Origin of the sequence: Roseateles sp., assembly GCF_047654805.1 — a bacterium.
GTDB lineage: Bacteria > Pseudomonadota > Gammaproteobacteria > Burkholderiales > Burkholderiaceae_C > Pelomonas.
This window is the reverse complement of sequence record NZ_JASGIV010000001.1, coordinates 2417460-2432811: the sequence shown is the minus strand read 5'-3', so window position 1 is coordinate 2432811 and position 15352 is coordinate 2417460. Positions and strand designations below refer to the sequence as shown.

The window sequence follows — 15352 nt, the reverse complement described above, 5'->3', positions numbered from 1 at the left end:
AGCCGCAGCAGGCATCAGCGGGCATGCCCGCGCGCATCAGCGGCCGCGTCGCGGCCCGTAGTCGTCGCGGTCGTGGTCGTGACGGCCGTGCTCGTAGCGGTCCCAGCGGCGCTCGCGATCACCCCAGCGGCGCTCGCGGTAGACCGTCTCGTACACCACGCGCCGCGGCGGCGGGGGCGCGTAGTAGACCTCGCGCTGGACATAGCGAGGAGCCGGCACGTAGACGACCGGCGGCGGATCGTAGTAGACCGGTGCAGGCACCACGTACCTCGGCGCGTCGGACACATAGACACCGGCGGCGGGCAGGTTGATGCCGATGGACCAGTGCGTGCCGGCGTGGGCGGCAGTGGCGCCGAGCAAGGCGGCGCCGGTGGCCAGGGTGACAAGGATGGAACGAAGCATGCGGGTCTCCTGCAAAGCCAGGACTGCTGGCCGTGATGCCTGCATCAACGCCGGCCGGCGCAAGCCGTTGACGGGCTGCGGGCTGCAGAGGTAAGCGGGTGTGAGGGGGATGGAATGCGGGTTGACCCTTAGGTGATGCCGCGTGGGTGGCCTGCGTGGCATGGACGATGCCTGGCGCGCCAGGAATCCCGAGACTTCTGTCACGGCCATGCGCCCTCGTCGAGGCGTGCGCCGCACCCGGAGACAAAGCTCATGAATCTGCGCCGCCACCTTGCGTGGGCGGGCATTGCGATCCTTGGCGCTGCATCCCTCGCTGTCGTGGCATTGAGCCGTGGCGAGACGATCAGCGCTCTATGGGTCGTGGCCGCCGCCCTGTGCACCTACCTGATCGCCTACCGCTACTACAGCCTGTTCATCGCCGACAAGGTGCTGGGGCTGGATGCCCGGCGTCAGACTCCGGCCTGGAAATACAACGACGGCCTGGACTACGTGCCCACCAACAAGCACGTGCTCTACGGTCACCACTTTGCAGCAATCGCTGGCGCCGGCCCGCTGGTGGGTCCCGTGCTCGCGGCGCAGATGGGCTACCTGCCCGGGCTGCTGTGGATTCTTGCTGGCGTCGTGTTCGCCGGCGCGGTGCAGGACTTCATCGTGCTGTTCATCTCCACCCGCCGCGATGGCCGCTCGCTGGGCGACCTCGTCAAGCAGGAGATGGGCACTGTGCCCGGCCTGATCGCGCTGTTCGGCGCGTTCATGATCATGATCATCATCCTGGCGGTGCTGGCGCTGATCGTCGTGAAGGCGCTGGCGGACTCGCCGTGGGGCCTGTTCACGGTGGCTGCCACCATCCCGGTGGCGCTGTTCATGGGCGTGTACCTGCGCTTCATCCGGCCGGGTCGCATCGGCGAGGTGTCGGTCATCGGCTTCGCTCTGCTGATGGCGGCCATCTTCGGCGGCCAGTGGGTGAGCGAGCATCCGACGCTGGCGCATGCCTTCACCTTCACGCCGGTGCAACTGGTCTGGGCGCTGATCGGCTACGGCTTCGTCGCCGCCTGCATCCCCGTGTGGCTGCTGCTGGCGCCGCGGGACTACCTCAGCACCTTCTTGAAGATCGGCACCATCGTCGCGCTGGCCATCGGCATCGTCATCGTGGCGCCGCCGCTGAAGATGCCGGCGCTGACGCAGTTCGCCGCCGGCAACGGCCCGGTCTGGGCCGGCAACCTGTTCCCGTTCCTGTTCATCACCATCGCCTGCGGCGCGGTGTCGGGCTTCCATGCCCTGATCTCGTCGGGCACCAGCCCCAAGCTGCTGGAGAACGAGACCCACGCCCGCTACATCGGCTACGGCGGCATGCTGGCCGAGAGCTTCGTCGCCGTGATGGCGCTGGTGGCGGCAGCCTGCATCGAGCCGGGTGTGTACTTCGCGATGAACAGCCCGGCCGCGGTTGTCGGCAAGGATGCCGCGACGGTGGCGCAGACGCTGTCAACCTGGGGCTTCGTCGTCACGCCCGACATGCTGACCCAGGCCGCGGCCGACGTCGGCGAGAAGACCATTCTGGCCCGTGCCGGCGGCGCGCCGACGCTGGCCGTGGGCATGGCCGAGATCCTGCACCAGGTCATCGGCGGCAAGACCATGATGGCCTTCTGGTACCACTTCGCCATCCTGTTCGAGGCGCTGTTCATCCTGACCGCCGTGGACGCCGGCACCCGCGCTGGCCGCTTCATGCTGCAGGACTTGCTGGGCAGTTTCGTGCCTTCGCTCAAGCGCACGGAGAGCTGGGTGGCCAACTTCATCGCTACCGGCCTGTGCGTGGCGGCCTGGGGCTACTTCCTCTACCAGGGCGTCGTCGATCCGCTGGGCGGCATCAACACGCTGTGGCCGCTGTTCGGCATCGCCAACCAGATGCTGGCTGCCGTCGCTCTGCTGCTAGGTACCGTCGTCATCTTCAAGATGAAGAAAGACCGCTACGCCTGGGTCACGGCGCTGCCGGCCGCTTGGCTGCTGGTCTGCACGATGACGGCTGGCTGGCTGAAGATCTTCTCGCCCGATCCCAAGCTCGGATTCCTGGCCCACGCCGACAAGTACGCCGCCGCGATCGAGCAAGGCCAGGTGCTGGCGCCGGCCAAGACGCTGGCTGCGATGGAGCGCGTCGTCTTCAACGACCGGCTGGACGCAGCGCTGTGCGCGCTGTTCATGGGCGTGGTCATCAGCGTGCTGATCTACAGCATCAAGGCCATCATCGTGGCGCGCCGCAACGGCCGCCCGACGGCCCAGGAAACGGCCTTCGTGCCGCTGCCGGCCGGCCAGCATGCGTGAGCAGCTGGGTGAGCTGGCCCGTGATGCCGCCCGTGCCGGGCGGTATCTCACGCAGAGCCTGCGCCTGATGGTGGGCGTGCCGGACTACGGCAGCTACCTGGCCCACCACCAGGCCACGCATCCCGAGCTGCCCGCCATGAGCTACGAAGAGTTCTTCAGGGAGAGGCAGGCCGCGCGCTACAGCGCGCGCGTCGGCAAGTGCTGCTGACCCGGTGGTACAAGGCCGGCCATGCCGGCTCTTCCCGACGATGCCCTCCCTGAAGGCTTCCTCCTGCTGCCGGGGCTGCTCGCGCCGCAACGGCGGCAGGCCCTGATCGCCGAACTCTCGGCATTGCCGCCCGGTGCTGCGGGCCAGCGCGAGTTGCTCGAACAGCCCTGGTGCCAGGCACTGGTGCGCTGGCTGAAGAGGCTGCCTGTGCTGCAGCCGTGCCTGCCGCCAGACGGCGTTGCCGTGCAGTGCACATTGTTCGAGAAGGCGCAGGATCGCAACTGGCTGGTCGCACCGCATCAGGACCTGGCCATCCCGGTTGCCGAGCGTGTTGAGCATCCTGCGCTGAGGGGCTGGTCGGTCAAGGGCTGCCGCCATTTCGTGCTGGCACCTGCCGAGCTGCTTGCGCAGATGGTCGCGCTGCGCCTGCATCTGGACGATGCGGCCGAGGCGGATGGCGGGCTGCGCTTCGTGCCGGGATCCCATCGTGACGGCGTGCTGGACGAGGCCGGCGTGGCGCGATGGCGAGAGCAGTCCGGCGAGGTGGCCGTGAACGCAATGGCCGGCGACGGGCTTTTGATGCGCCCGCTGGCGCTGCACGCCTCATCCAAGGCTTGGGCCGATGGCCGACGGCGCGTGCTGCATGTCCTGTTCGGGCCGAGGGAGCTGCCGCTGGGACTGCGATGGCGCTCCCCCGTCTAGGCCAGGCGCGGCACCGTCGCGCCGCGGCCCGATCCGCGCTGGTGCCGGCATGTGCGGCTCGCAGCTCCGGTCACAGCGTCGTGCTGCGCTTCCTCGCCATGGGCGGGCTCTTGGCAAAGTACCGGGCGATACCCGAGGCCAGCGCGTCGACGAGCTTGTCCTGGTAGTCAGGGTCGCGCAGCTTCTTCTCCTCGTCGGGATTGGAGATGAAGGCGGTCTCGACCAGGATGCTGGGGATGTCCGGCGCCTTCAGCACTGCAAAACCCGCCTGCTCGACGCGCGGCTTGTGCAGCTTGCCGACCTTGCCGATCTGGCCCAGCACCTCGCCGCCGAGCTTGAGGCTGTCCTTGATTTGGGCCGTGGTGCTCATGTCGAGCAGGGCGCGCAGCACGTTGGCATCCTTGGTGGCCGCGCCGACGTTGACGCCGCCGACCAGGTCGGCCGCGTTTTCCTTGTTGGCCATCCAGCGTGCGGCGGCGCTGGTGGCCGCACCATCGCTCAGCACGAAGACCGAGGCGCCGCGCGCCTGGCGGTTGATGAAGGCATCGGCGTGGATGGACACGAACAGGTCCGCCTGCACGCGCCGCGCCTTGCGCACGCGCTCGTGCAGGGGGACGAAGAAATCGGCGTCGCGCGTCATCAGCACGCGGATGTTGGGGTTGGCCGTCAACCGCTCGCGCAGCTTGTGGGCGACGGCAAGCACGACGTCCTTCTCGCGCAGGCCGGTGGGGCCGACGGCCCCGGGGTCTTCGCCACCATGGCCGGGGTCGAGCGCGATGATGATGAGGCGATCGATCTTGGGCTCGGTCGCCGGGCCGGGCGCCGGTGCAGCCGGTGCGGGCTTGGGGGCCGTGGCCACCGGCGCCGGTGCCGCTGCAACGGGCGGTGCCGGCGGGCGCTCGATCTTCTGGATCAGCTCGCCGAGGGCGTCGTTGACGGCGCTGGCCGCGGCCTCGGCTCGCTGGGCGGACGTCGGCTTGGGCGCAGGCACAGTCGGGGACTTCTTGTCGCCGTCCCGCGCCAGCGCCAGCAGCGGGTCGGCCTCCACCTTGGGATGCAGGTCGAAGACGAGGCGGTGCTTGTAGGCCGCCACCGGCGTCAGCGTGAAGATCTGCGGCGCCACGGGCTGGCGCAGATCCAGCACGATGCGCACGACGGTGGGCGTGTTCTGCCCCACCCGCACGCCGGAGATGTAGGGGTCATCGGCCTTGACCTTGCCGATCAGGTCGCGAAGGCCCGGGCTCAGCGTCAGGCCGTCGATGTCGATGACGAGGCGGTGGGGCGAGTCGACCAGGAAGTGCTTGGCCGCCAGCGGCCGGTCGGATTCGAGGGTGACCCGCGTGTATTCATCGGCAGGCCAGACACGCACGGCGACGATGCTGGCCTGGCCGGGTTGCGTGGGGGCTGCCAGCGTGTCGGGCGCCTTCAGCAGCAGGGCGAGCAGGCCCAGGGAGTTGCGGCGCCTCACGTCGAGAGGGCCTCCACGAGACGGGCCCTGCCCACCGCGCGCACGCGGCGGCTGTCGTCGGGCATCAGCTCGATGAAGAGCTGCAGGTCGGCAGCGGGCAACTGGCCGGCGGCCTTCTCGGGCCATTCGCAGAGCTTGAGCCCTGGTGCGGCAAAGACATCTCGAAAGCCCGCATCCTCCCACTCGCGCGGGTCGCCGAAGCGGTAGAAGTCGAAGTGGCTGGCCTGGCCGCCTCCCGATGCTGCGGGCAGCTCATAGCTCTCCATGACCGCATAGCTCGGGCTCTTGATGCGGCCATCGATGCCCAGCGCGCGCAGCAGCAGCCGCACGAAGGTGGTCTTGCCCGCGCCAAGCGGGCCGTGCAGTTCGATGACGGCGTCGGGGGAGGGGAGCAGGGCCGCCGCGAGATGCTCGGCGGTGACGCGGGCCGCGGCCTCGTCGGGCCACAGCAACTGGGTTTCTAAAATCGCAGGCAAATGCAAGAGCTCCCGTCCACTGTCGATGCTGCCGCGCTGTTGGCGCGTTTGCGCGGCTGGGCTCGCGAGCTGGGATTCTCACAGATCGCGGTGGCCGATGTGGACCTCAGTAGCGCCGAGCCGGGCCTGCAGGCCTGGCTGGACGCGGGGCACCATGGCCGCATGCACTACATGGCCGCGCACGGCCTGAAGCGCGCGCGGCCTGCCGAGCTGGTGCCGGGCACGCTGCGCGTCGTCACGGCCCGCATGGACTACCTGCCCCGGGATACGGCGCCGGGCTGGCAGGCGGTCGAATGGGCCGGCCTGGCCACACCCGAGCAGGCCCAGATCTCGATCTACGCCCGCGGCCGGGACTATCACAAGGTGCTGCGCCAGCGGCTGCAGAAGCTTGCCGAGCAGTTGCAGGCGGAGGTCGGCCCGCTGGGATACCGCGTCTTCACGGACTCCGCGCCAGTGCTGGAGGTGGAGCTGGCCGCGCGCTCGGGCCTGGGATGGCGCGGCAAGCACACCCTGACGCTGCACCGCGAGGCGGGGTCGATGTTCTTCCTTGGCGAGATCTTCGTCGATCTGGCCCTGCCGCTGACGGAGCCCGTGAGCGGGCATTGCGGCGAATGCCGGGCCTGCATCGACGTCTGCCCGACGGCTGCGATCACGGCACCTTACCGCGTCGACGCGCGGCGCTGCATCTCCTACCTGACCATCGAGCACGACGGCCCCATTCCCGAGGCACTGCGCCCGGCCCTGGGCAACCGGGTCTACGGCTGCGACGACTGCCAACTGGCCTGTCCCTGGAACAAGTTCGCCCAACCCGCGGTGCTGGCCGACTTCGACGCGCGTCCGGGCATGGCGGGAACGAGCATCGCCGCGCTGCTGGCCTGGGACGAGGCCGAGTTCCTGCGCCGCACCGAAGGCTCGGCCATCCGCCGCATCGGCTTCATGCGCTGGCGGCGCAACCTGGCGGTGGCCGCCGGCAATGCGCTGCGCGTGCGCGACGATGCCGCGCTGCGCGCCGCCTTGCAGCGGGCCGGGCAGGGGAGCGATGCGCTGGTGGCGGAGCACATCGCCTGGGCTTTGTCCGCGCCGCGGTCCGCTGGCGCGTTATCGTCGGGCACTCCCTCCGTCGGAGCTTTTGAATGATGCCGTCCATCCGCCGCCGCACCGTCGCCCTCGCCCTGTCCGCCGCGGCATGCCTGCCCGCGCACGCCGTGCGCTACGAAGGCCAGGACTTCCCCGACACGTTGCAGCTCGGCGGCGCCAGCCTGGCCCTCAACGGCGCGGGCAAGCGCCAGGTCGCCATCTATCCCCTCTACCTCGCGGCCCTGTACCTGCCGCAGAAGGCAACCACGCCGGACGCCATCTATGCCCAGACCGGCCCCAAGCGGGTGGAGCTGCGCATCGTCATCCCGCTCGTCAAGGACGTCTCGACGCAAGAATTCGTCAAGGCCATCAGCAAGGGCGTGAACCGCAACTCCACCGAGGCGGAGAAGGCCGCCGTGGCCGAGCGGGTGAAGCAGTTCAACACCGCCATCGGTGAGGTGGGGCGCGTCAAGAAGGGTGACCTGCTGCACATCGACTACCTGCCCGCACAGGGCGGCACCATCCTCACGGTCAACGGCAAGGTCTGGGGCCAGCCCATCGAGGGGCAGGACTTCTACACGGCCTTCCTCAAGGTCTTCCTGGGCGACAACAACAGCGATGCGCGGCTGCGGGCGCGCCTGCTCGGCCAGCCCGGCTAGCATCCGGCCACCCACACCACGGAGACCGACCCCATGCAACGCCGTTCCGTCCTCCAAGCCACCGCACTCGCCAGCCTCGGCCCGCTGGGCCAACTGGCCTGGGCCGACACCTACCCCAGCAAGCCGGTGCGCCTGATCGTGCCGTTCGCGCCGGGCGGCACGACCGACATCATTGCCCGCATCGTCTCCGAGCGCATGACGGGCCTGCTGGGCCAGACCATGGTGGTGGACAACAAGGCCGGCGGCGGCGGCACCGTGGGCGCGACCGAGATAGTGCGCGCCACGCCCGATGGCTACACGCTGGGCGTGGCGACCGTGTCCACGACAGCGTCGAATCCAGCGATCAACCCCAAGATCTCCTACAACCCGCTCACCGACTTCACGCCCATCATCAACATGGCGGCGACGCCCAACGTCATCGCCGTGCATCCGAGCTTTCCGGCGCGCGACTACAAGAGCTTCGTCGCCGAGCTCAAGAAGAACCCGGCCAAGCACAGCTTCGCCACCTCCGGCACCGGTGGCATCGGCCACATGCAGATGGAGCTGTACAAGACGCTCGCCGGCGTCTTCGTGCTGCACATCCCCTACCGTGGTGCGGGTCCGGCGCTGAACGACACGGTGGCCGGCCAGGTGCCGATGATCTTCGACAACTTGCCATCGGCACTGCCATTCATCAAGGACGGCCGCCTCATTCCCATCGTCGTTGCGGCGCCGCAGCGCCTGGCGACGCTGCCCAACGTGCCGACCTTCAAGGAAGTCGGCCTGGAGCCCGTCAACCGCATGGCCTACTACGGCATCCAGGGCCCCAAGGGCCTGCCGCGCGACATCGTCGACAAGGTCAATGCGGCAGTGCGCAAGGCGCTGGAGATCCCGGATGTGAGAAAGCGCATCGAGGACACCGGCTCGCTGATCGTGGCCAACACGCCCGAGCAGTTCGCAGCGCAGATCGCGGCCGAGTTCGAGGTCTACAAGAAGGTTGTCGCCCAGCAGAAGCTCAAGCTTGACTGAGTTGGTGCTCCAGCTCCAGGACGGCCCGCTGCGCGGGCCGTGGCCGCTTTCCGGAGTACTTTCCCGAGCGTGGCCCCGAGCAGGCGAGGACGCCGGCCGGATCTGCCGGCAAGCGCCTTGCCGTGGCGGGCCGGCCAGGGGGCGCTTTGGCGCATGGCCCGCAGGCCGGATGCCCCATGGCCACTGACCCCGGTATCGAAGCCTTCATCGAGGCGTTGTGGCTGGAGGACGGCCTGAGCGCCAACACCCAGGCGGCCTACCGGCGCGACCTGGCGGCGCTGGCCGCGCTGATGGCGCCGCGGCCGCTGGACCAATGCACTGAAGGGGACTTGCTGGCGCTGGCCGTGGCCAAGCAAAAGGGCAAGGCCAGCAGCGCCAACCGACGCCTGTCCGCGATCAAGCGGTATTTCCGCTGGGCGCTGCGCGAGGGGCGGGTGGCGTCGGACCCGACGCTGAAGTTCACGGCCTCCAAGCCTGAGCACCGCAACATCAAGACGCTCAGCGAGGCTCAGGTCGGCGCGCTGCTGGCGGCGCCGGATCTGAATACTGCGCTGGGCCTGCGCGACCGCGCCATGATGGAGCTGATGTACGCCAGCGGGCTGCGCGTGTCCGAGCTGGTCACGTTGAAGAGCGCCTACGTGTCGTTCAAGGACGCGGCGCTGCACGTCACCGGCAAGGGCAGCAAGGCGCGCATCGTGCCGTTCGGCGAACACGCCGCGGACTGGATGGCGCGCTACCTGCGCGAGGCGCGCGCAGAGATCCTGGCCGGGCAGAGTAGCGACGACCTCTTCGTCACTGCCCGTGGCGCCGGCATGACGCGCCAGATGTTCTGGACCCTGATCAAGCGCCATGCGCTTGCGGCCAGCATCACGGTGCCGCTGTCGCCGCACACGCTGCGGCATGCATTCGCCACGCACCTGCTCAATCATGGTGCGGATCTGCGTGCCGTGCAGCTGCTTCTGGGGCATGCCGACCTGTCGACGACGCAGATCTACACCCATGTGGCGCGCGAGCGCCTCAAGGCGCTGCACGCCCAGCACCACCCCCGCGGCTAGGGCCCGTCGGCGCTCCCTGGTTGCAGCGGGGCTTCGTTCGTTTCGTTGGTTTCAGGCTGTCTGCGGGCCACAACACTGGCCACCTGGGCGGAGCCGGCCAGGGGCAAACTTGGCCGCCACCACACACCCTTCAGGGAGTTTCCATGCGTGCTACCCGCCTGCTGCCGACTGCCCTTGCCGTGCTGAGCCTGTTTGGGGCTGCCGGCGCCCTGGCCCAGGAAACCGGCAGCCTCGAACGCGTGACCGTCGTCGGATCACGCAAGAGCCTGCCCGCCGCGTCCAGCACCGAGACCCTGGTGCCCGTGGACATCTACTCGATGAGCAAGGTCACCGAGGGAGGAGGGCAGTTCGACCTGGCACAGACGCTGCAATACCTGTCGCCGTCGTTCAACTCGACGCGCCAGACCGGCGCCGACGGTGCGGACCTGATCGACTCCGCGGCCCTGCGCGGCCTGGGCTCGGACCAGACGCTGGTGCTGGTCAATGGCAAGCGCCGCCACACGGTGGCGCTCGTGAACCTGTTTGGCGCGCGCAACCGCGGCACGACGGGGACCGACATGAACTCGCTGCCACTGCTGGCCATCGACAACGTGCAGGTGCTGCGCGATGGCGCGGCGGCCCAGTACGGCTCTGACGCCATCGCCGGCGTCATCAATGTGCAGCTGAAGAAAAAGGCCGGCTGCGAGGCCGTGGCCGGCTATGGGCAGTACTCCAAGGGGGACGGCAAGAACTACCTCGCCTCGGCCTACTGCGGCGTCAAGCTCGGCGATGGCACGCTCGCCATCACCGGCGAGTGGCAGGACCGCGGGCGCTCCAACCGCGCCGACCCCGACAACCCGCGCACCATCGGCGACACCCAGGTCAAGAACAAGACCGTCTACCTGAACGGGGAGTTCCCGGTCGCTGGCGCGAACCGCCTCTACCTGACTGCCGGCGCCCAGAACCGCGATGCGTCGTCCGCAGCCTGGGCGCGCAACGGCGACGACGACATTCCCAGCCGCAACTCCGCCGCGATGTATCCCAACGGCTTCGTGCCTTTCATCAACGGCAAGATCGAGGACCGCTACCTGATCGTCGGGTGGAAGTCGGCCTTCGCCGGCTGGGACACCGACCTGTCGCAGACCTACGGCAGCAACAAGCTGCGCTACAACATCAGCAACACGCTGAACGCCTCCATCGCCAACAAGGATCTGCTGGCCGGCGGCAAGGGCGTCAGCGCGACCAGCTTTGACGCCGGCGGCTTCGGTTTCAGCCAGGCGACGACCAACTTCGACGTCAGCCGCTTCTTCCCCGACTTGGCTGGCGGCAGCAACATCGCCTTCGGTGCCGAGTACCGCCGTGAGAAGTACGACATCGTGGCCGGCGAACCCGGCTCCTACATCGACGCCGATGGCGTGGGTTTTGGCGGCAACGCCGGCAGCCAGGGCTTCCCGGGCTTCCAGCCCTCGGATGCCACCAACAGGAGCCGCAACAGCCAGGCCCTCTACCTGGACTGGGAGGCGACGCTGACGCCGTCGCTGACGCTGGACGCGGCCCTGCGTGGCGAGCATTACAGCGACTTCGGCTCGACGACGACGGCCAAGCTCGCGGGCAGCTACAAGGTCGGCAAGGACTTCTTGCTGCGGGGCGCGGCCAGCACGGGATTCCGCGCGCCCAGCCTGCAGCAGCTCTACTTCTCGTCCACCTTCACCGACTTCATCAGCGGCAGGCCGCTGGACGTGGTGCTGGCTCCTAACGGCAGCAAGATCACGAACGCCGCCGGCGTGCCGGCGCTCAAGCAGGAGAAGTCCAAGAACCTCACGCTGGGCTTCACCTTCAAGCCGAGCACCGACACGGCCGTCACCGTCGACCTCTACCAGATCAACATCCGCGACCGCATCGTGCTGTCCGGCCGCTTCGACGAGGACAACTACCCGGCCCTGGGCGCCATCCTGCAGGGACTGGGCGTGGGCCAGGCGCAGTTCTTCGTCAACTCGGTCAACACCCGCACCCGCGGCCTGGACCTGACGGCCTCCAACCGCGCCAAGCTGGGCGCCGGCCAGCTCTCGACCTTCCTGGCACTGAACGTCAGCCGCACGACCGTGACGGCCATCCACGCGCCGGCCTCGCTGAAGGGCTTCGAGGACGTGCTGCTGTCCGAGCGCGAGCGCCTCTTCATCGAGCAGGGAGGCCCGCGCTCCAAGGCGACGCTGGGCTTCGAGTACAGCCAGGGCGCCTGGACGGGCGAGGCCAAGGTCGTCCACTTCGGCAGCCAGACCCAGGGTGGCTTCACGGACGGCGTCTTCCTGCACTACAAGCCCAAGACCTCCATGGACCTGGGCCTGAGCTGGCAGGCCACGCCGGCCCTCAAGCTCAGCGTGGGCGGCAACAACGTCTTCAACGTGAAGCCGTCGCGCCAGAATCCGGACGAGACCGACAACGGTTTCTACTACGACAGCGTGCAGTTCGGCCTGAATGGCGCGTCCTACTTCGCACGGGCCTACTACCGCTTCTGAAACGCTCGCTGACAATCGGGGCGGATGGACCACAGCTTTCTCTCCGCCCTGATCCTGCTGTTGCTGGTGCTTGACCCGCTCGGCAGCCTGCCCATCTTCATCTCCATCATGCGCGCGGTGCCCAAGGAGCGCCGCACGCGGGTGGCCATGCGCGAGGTGGGCATCGCCTTTTGCGTGCTGTTCGCCTTCATGTTCGTGGGCGAGGCCTTCCTGCAGGTGATGCACCTGTCGGAGCGGTCGCTGGAAGTCGCCGGCGGCGTCATCCTGATGATCATTGCCATCCGCATGATCTTCGGCGGCTCCACGGAGTCGGCCTACGGCCTGGAGCCCGGCAAGGAGCCGCTGATCTTCCCGCTGGCCGTGCCCTTGCTGGCCGGCCCCTCTGCCATGGCGACGGTGCTGCTGCTGGCGTCCCGCCAGCCGGATCGCATCTACGAGTGGATAGGGGCGCTCAGTGCCGCGATGCTGATCTCGGGCCTGACGCTGGTGCTGGCCGATCGCATCCGCAAGCTGCTGGGGGACTCGGTCGTCTCGGCCATCGAGAAACTGATGGGCCTGGTGCTGACCGCGATCGCGGTCGAGATGGTGCTGGCGGGGCTGAAGCGCTACTTCGTCGGCGGCCTGTAAGCCACCGCCAGCGGCGGTTTACTTCCGGTTCAGCTTGGCTTCTTTGCCCTTGGGGATCACCGAGGTCATCGGTGCGACCGGGCGGTCGGAGCCCGCGGTCTTGCCGGGGCTGGCATCCTTCTTGGGCTTCTTCGCCATCTTGTTGCTGCGTTGTTCCGTATTGGCCATGGATCCTCCATGCGAAGAGATTGAAGAAGGCCGGACTATGCCTCAGCGCGACGCACTGAAACCAGCGGGCCGAAGGCCAGGGCCGCAGCCGCGGCGTCGCTGAAAGCGGGACTTTCCGCCGCATCCACGTCCAAGGGTATGCCGGTCGCGGTGGCGAACGCGGCCCGGACGGACGAGAAGAGCGGCCCGCGCGTCTCGCCGCGCCGGCGCACCTGCGCGTCGGCCCAGTCCTGCAGCCGCCGGGCGTCTTCGTGGCGGCCCTGGTGCCAGGCAGCCCAGGGCAAGGCGTCGGCCATCCACCACAGCATGCCCTCGGCCTGCAGCAGCAAGGCGGCATCCCGGCCGGCCTGCAGTGCATCCGCGTCAGCGCTGCGCAGCAACTGCACGCTGGCGTTCACCGCCAGCAGCGGCACCTGTTCGCGCTGCATGTCGCAGGCCCATACCTCGGCGGCGGCGGCGGCGAGCACCTCGCAGGCTTCGTCCAGGCGCCCAAGCTGCACGAGGGCCTGGCCCAGCGCGTTGGCGACCGGCCAGCACTCGAACTCGGCGCCCTCGGCCTGGCAGTCGGCCAGCAGCTCGGCGCAGGCCTGGCGGTAGCCTTCGATGTCGCCCCCATCGCGCAGTGCGTAGGTCTGCAGCTGCAGCAGGTAGCGGCGCGCCACGATGTTCCAGCCAGGCTGCAACTGTTGCGTCATCTCGGCCAGCAGCCCGCTCACGTCCTCCGTCGAGGCCAGCCGCATCAGCAGCCGCCGCTGCGCATAGAGCGACTGATAAAGGCGTCTGCGGTCGCCGCGCTCGCGCAGCAGGGGCTGGGCTAGGAGCAGCTGATCCAGTGCTTGTTGCGGGGCGCCGAGCTGGCTGTGCGCGCCGAAGATGCCTCGCGCATGCGCCAGCAGCAGCGCGAGCTCGCCTGTCGTGGGCGCGACGGCCTCGGCGGCCTCGAACCAGCGCAGCCCCTCGACGCGCATGCCGCCGGCGGCCCAGAACGCTGTGCTCGCGCACAGCAGCCGCAGTGCATCTTCGCGAGCGGCGGCCGCAGCCTCGGTCGCCAGGCCGAAGCGCAGTGCAGCGCGCAGGTTGTCCAGCTCTTCGCGCAGCGGTGGCAGCCAGCGGTGTTGCGGCGTGTGCAGCTCCTCGGCGTCGGCCCGCTCGAAGCGCAGCCGCAACCCGTGCAGGTGTGCGGCACGCGCGGCGGGTTCGCCGCCAGCCTCGGCCAGGCGCTCCAGCGCGTAGCGGCGCACGCTGTTGAAGAAGAACAGGCGCGGCCCTTGTGGGGTGGTCTCAGGCACCAGCAGCGAGCGCTCCAGCAACGCGTCGACGAGATCCAGCGGCAGGCCGTCGCCCTGCAGGCCTTGCAGTTGCGCCTCGGCTGCTGCGGGCGTGACGCTGCCGGCGAATACGCTCAGCCACTGCAGCGCGCGCTGCTCGGCCGGTGGCAGCAGGCCGTAGGTCCAGTCCAGTGCGGCGGTGAGGGAGCGCTGGCGGGCCGCAGCATCGCGCGCGCCGCGCGTCAACAGCGCGAAGCGCTGGCTCAGGCGCGTGCGCACCCCGGCCGTTCCCAGCAGCGGTACGCGCGCCGCCGCGAGCTCCAGCGCCAGCGGCACACCGTCCAGGCTGCGACAGATGGCGGCGATGTCGGCATGTTCTTCCGGAGTGGGTGCATAGCCGGGCTGCCACTGGCGCACGCGGGCGCAGAAGAGCCTTGCCGCGGCATAGCCGTCGGGCAGGGGAGCGGGATCCGCAAGGTCATGCGGCAGCGCCAGCGGCGCCAGCGGCAGCACCTGCTCGCCGCTCACGCGCAGCGGCAACTGGCTGGTGGTCAGCACCGTGAGGCCCGGCGCGGCAGCCAGCAGCGTCGCCAGCAGTGTGGCAACGGCATCCACAAGGTGCTCTGCGTTGTCGAGCACCAGCAGCAGCCTCAGCGGGGCCAGCGCCTGGGCCAGCGCAACGGCGCTGCCGCCGGCGCGCGCGCCTAGATGCAGGGCCTGCCCGACGCTGTGGACCAGCAGGCCGTCATCCGCCAGGGATTCCAGTCTCACCACCCAGACGCCGTCCGGCCAGGCCGCCTGCCGCCCTTGCGCTTCGGCTGCCGCCGCCAGTGCTAGCCGTGTCTTGCCCACGCCGCCGAGGCCGCACAGCGTCACCAGGCGGCTGCTGCCCAGCAGGTCCAGCACGTGCTGCAAGTCATGCTCGCGGCCCACCAGCGCCGTATGCACTGCCTGCACTGTTTGTTCTGCCCGAGCCGCCGGGGTGGGCAAGGCGGCCCGCGGGCTTTCCGCCACGACCGGCCGTACATCGGCGAGGAACCGGTAGCCGCGACGCGCCACCGTTTCCACGTAACGCGGAGCCCTGGCGTCGTCGCCCAGCGCTGTGCGCAGCGAGTTGATGGCCACTTTCAGCACCGATTCGGTCACGTGCCGGTGGCCCCACACGCCATCCAGCACCTCGTCCTTGCTCACGAGCCGGCCTGGCCGCGCCGCCAGCAGCGCCAGCACCGCCAGCGGCCGGCCCGCCAGTGCGACGGGCTCGCCGTCACGCGCCAGGCGGGCCTGGCCGTAGTCCAGCAGGAAGGGCCCGAAAACCACCGGGCCGGGCGGTGCAAGCAAGGCGGCGGCAGTTTCAGGGGCATTCACGGCCGCGAATTCTGCCGGGCGGCACCGAAACCTAACCCAAGGACTCACCCGCAGACGC

The 15352-nt window shown here is 69.2% G+C and carries 14 protein-coding genes; 9 read left to right on the top strand and 5 right to left on the bottom strand.

Annotated elements, in window-relative coordinates:
- Positions 1-36: 36 nt before the first annotated feature.
- The gene (locus tag QM732_RS10840) at positions 37-402 is read right to left on the bottom strand and encodes a hypothetical protein (RefSeq protein ID WP_415656161.1); all 366 of its coding nucleotides are present in this window, start codon (positions 400-402) and stop codon (positions 37-39) included.
- A 252-nt stretch (positions 403-654) separates the two neighbouring features.
- Between QM732_RS10840 and QM732_RS10835 the strand changes: the two genes are divergently transcribed.
- Genes QM732_RS10835 through QM732_RS10825 form a run of 3 tightly spaced genes read left to right on the top strand, consistent with a single transcriptional unit; the run spans position 655 to position 3628 of the window.
- A complete protein-coding gene (locus QM732_RS10835; protein ID WP_415656160.1) occupies positions 655-2718 on the top strand; it encodes a carbon starvation CstA family protein in 2064 nt (687 codons plus the stop codon).
- Positions 2711-2926: a YbdD/YjiX family protein gene (locus QM732_RS10830; RefSeq protein ID WP_415656159.1), complete on the top strand. Its 216-nt coding sequence runs from the start codon at positions 2711-2713 to the stop codon at positions 2924-2926. Before QM732_RS10835 ends, QM732_RS10830 begins: the two co-directional genes overlap by 8 nt.
- Before the next feature lie 21 nt (positions 2927-2947).
- Complete coding sequence (locus QM732_RS10825; RefSeq protein ID WP_415656158.1) at positions 2948-3628, top strand: phytanoyl-CoA dioxygenase family protein; 681 nt, start codon at positions 2948-2950, stop codon at positions 3626-3628.
- A gap of 70 nt (positions 3629-3698) precedes the next feature.
- Here QM732_RS10825 and QM732_RS10820 read toward each other — a convergent pair whose 3' ends face one another.
- Positions 3699-5096, bottom strand: a complete 1398-nt coding sequence (locus tag QM732_RS10820) for an N-acetylmuramoyl-L-alanine amidase (protein WP_415656157.1) — start codon at positions 5094-5096, stop codon at positions 3699-3701.
- The gene (gene tsaE / locus QM732_RS10815; protein ID WP_415656156.1) at positions 5093-5578 is read right to left on the bottom strand and encodes a tRNA (adenosine(37)-N6)-threonylcarbamoyltransferase complex ATPase subunit type 1 TsaE; all 486 of its coding nucleotides are present in this window, start codon (positions 5576-5578) and stop codon (positions 5093-5095) included. The genes QM732_RS10820 and tsaE overlap by 4 nt, the downstream gene beginning before the upstream one ends.
- Here tsaE and queG point away from each other — a divergent pair.
- The 6 genes from queG to QM732_RS10785 all read left to right on the top strand — a co-directional run bounded on the left by queG (position 5573) and on the right by QM732_RS10785 (position 12493).
- Positions 5573-6709 (top strand): tRNA epoxyqueuosine(34) reductase QueG, encoded by a 1137-nt coding sequence (gene queG / locus QM732_RS10810; RefSeq protein ID WP_415656155.1) that lies wholly within the window; start codon positions 5573-5575, stop codon positions 6707-6709. The two genes, tsaE and queG, sit on opposite strands and share 6 nt — an antisense overlap.
- Positions 6706-7308, top strand: coding sequence for a chalcone isomerase family protein (locus QM732_RS10805; RefSeq protein WP_415656154.1), 603 nt, complete (start codon positions 6706-6708; stop codon positions 7306-7308). The genes queG and QM732_RS10805 overlap by 4 nt, the downstream gene beginning before the upstream one ends.
- 33 nt (positions 7309-7341) lie before the next feature.
- The gene (locus QM732_RS10800) at positions 7342-8316 is read left to right on the top strand and encodes a tripartite tricarboxylate transporter substrate binding protein BugE (protein ID WP_415656153.1); all 975 of its coding nucleotides are present in this window, start codon (positions 7342-7344) and stop codon (positions 8314-8316) included.
- Between the two features lie 176 nt (positions 8317-8492).
- Positions 8493-9371, top strand: coding sequence for a site-specific tyrosine recombinase XerD (gene xerD, locus QM732_RS10795; RefSeq protein WP_415656152.1), 879 nt, complete (start codon positions 8493-8495; stop codon positions 9369-9371).
- A gap of 143 nt (positions 9372-9514) precedes the next feature.
- On the top strand, positions 9515-11866 hold the full coding sequence (locus tag QM732_RS10790) for a TonB-dependent receptor plug domain-containing protein (RefSeq protein ID WP_415656151.1): 2352 nt from the start codon (positions 9515-9517) through the stop codon (positions 11864-11866).
- 24 nt (positions 11867-11890) lie between these two features.
- Entirely contained in the window at positions 11891-12493 is a 603-nt protein-coding gene (locus tag QM732_RS10785; protein WP_415656150.1) for a MarC family protein, read from the top strand.
- A gap of 18 nt (positions 12494-12511) precedes the next feature.
- Here QM732_RS10785 and QM732_RS10780 read toward each other — a convergent pair whose 3' ends face one another.
- The gene (locus tag QM732_RS10780) at positions 12512-12661 is read right to left on the bottom strand and encodes a hypothetical protein (RefSeq protein WP_415656149.1); all 150 of its coding nucleotides are present in this window, start codon (positions 12659-12661) and stop codon (positions 12512-12514) included.
- Between the two features lie 35 nt (positions 12662-12696).
- Positions 12697-15294, bottom strand: coding sequence for an ATP-binding protein (locus tag QM732_RS10775; RefSeq protein WP_415656148.1), 2598 nt, complete (start codon positions 15292-15294; stop codon positions 12697-12699).
- Positions 15295-15352: the final 58 nt, after the last annotated feature.

Bases quoted from the DNA above. Each gene is read 5' to 3' on its own strand.
- QM732_RS10840 (WP_415656161.1), bottom strand. From the start codon at position 402: ATGCTTCGTTCCATCCTTGTCACCCTGGCCACCGGCGCCGCCTTGCTC.
- QM732_RS10835 (WP_415656160.1), top strand. From the start codon at position 655: ATGAATCTGCGCCGCCACCTTGCGTGGGCGGGCATTGCGATCCTTGGC.
- QM732_RS10830 (WP_415656159.1), top strand. From the start codon at position 2,711: ATGCGTGAGCAGCTGGGTGAGCTGGCCCGTGATGCCGCCCGTGCCGGG.
- QM732_RS10825 (WP_415656158.1), top strand. From the start codon at position 2,948: ATGCCGGCTCTTCCCGACGATGCCCTCCCTGAAGGCTTCCTCCTGCTG.
- queG (WP_415656155.1), top strand. From the start codon at position 5,573: ATGCAAGAGCTCCCGTCCACTGTCGATGCTGCCGCGCTGTTGGCGCGT.
- QM732_RS10805 (WP_415656154.1), top strand. From the start codon at position 6,706: ATGATGCCGTCCATCCGCCGCCGCACCGTCGCCCTCGCCCTGTCCGCC.
- QM732_RS10800 (WP_415656153.1), top strand. From the start codon at position 7,342: ATGCAACGCCGTTCCGTCCTCCAAGCCACCGCACTCGCCAGCCTCGGC.
- xerD (WP_415656152.1), top strand. From the start codon at position 8,493: ATGGCCACTGACCCCGGTATCGAAGCCTTCATCGAGGCGTTGTGGCTG.
- QM732_RS10790 (WP_415656151.1), top strand. From the start codon at position 9,515: ATGCGTGCTACCCGCCTGCTGCCGACTGCCCTTGCCGTGCTGAGCCTG.
- QM732_RS10785 (WP_415656150.1), top strand. From the start codon at position 11,891: ATGGACCACAGCTTTCTCTCCGCCCTGATCCTGCTGTTGCTGGTGCTT.
- QM732_RS10780 (WP_415656149.1), bottom strand. From the start codon at position 12,661: ATGGCCAATACGGAACAACGCAGCAACAAGATGGCGAAGAAGCCCAAG.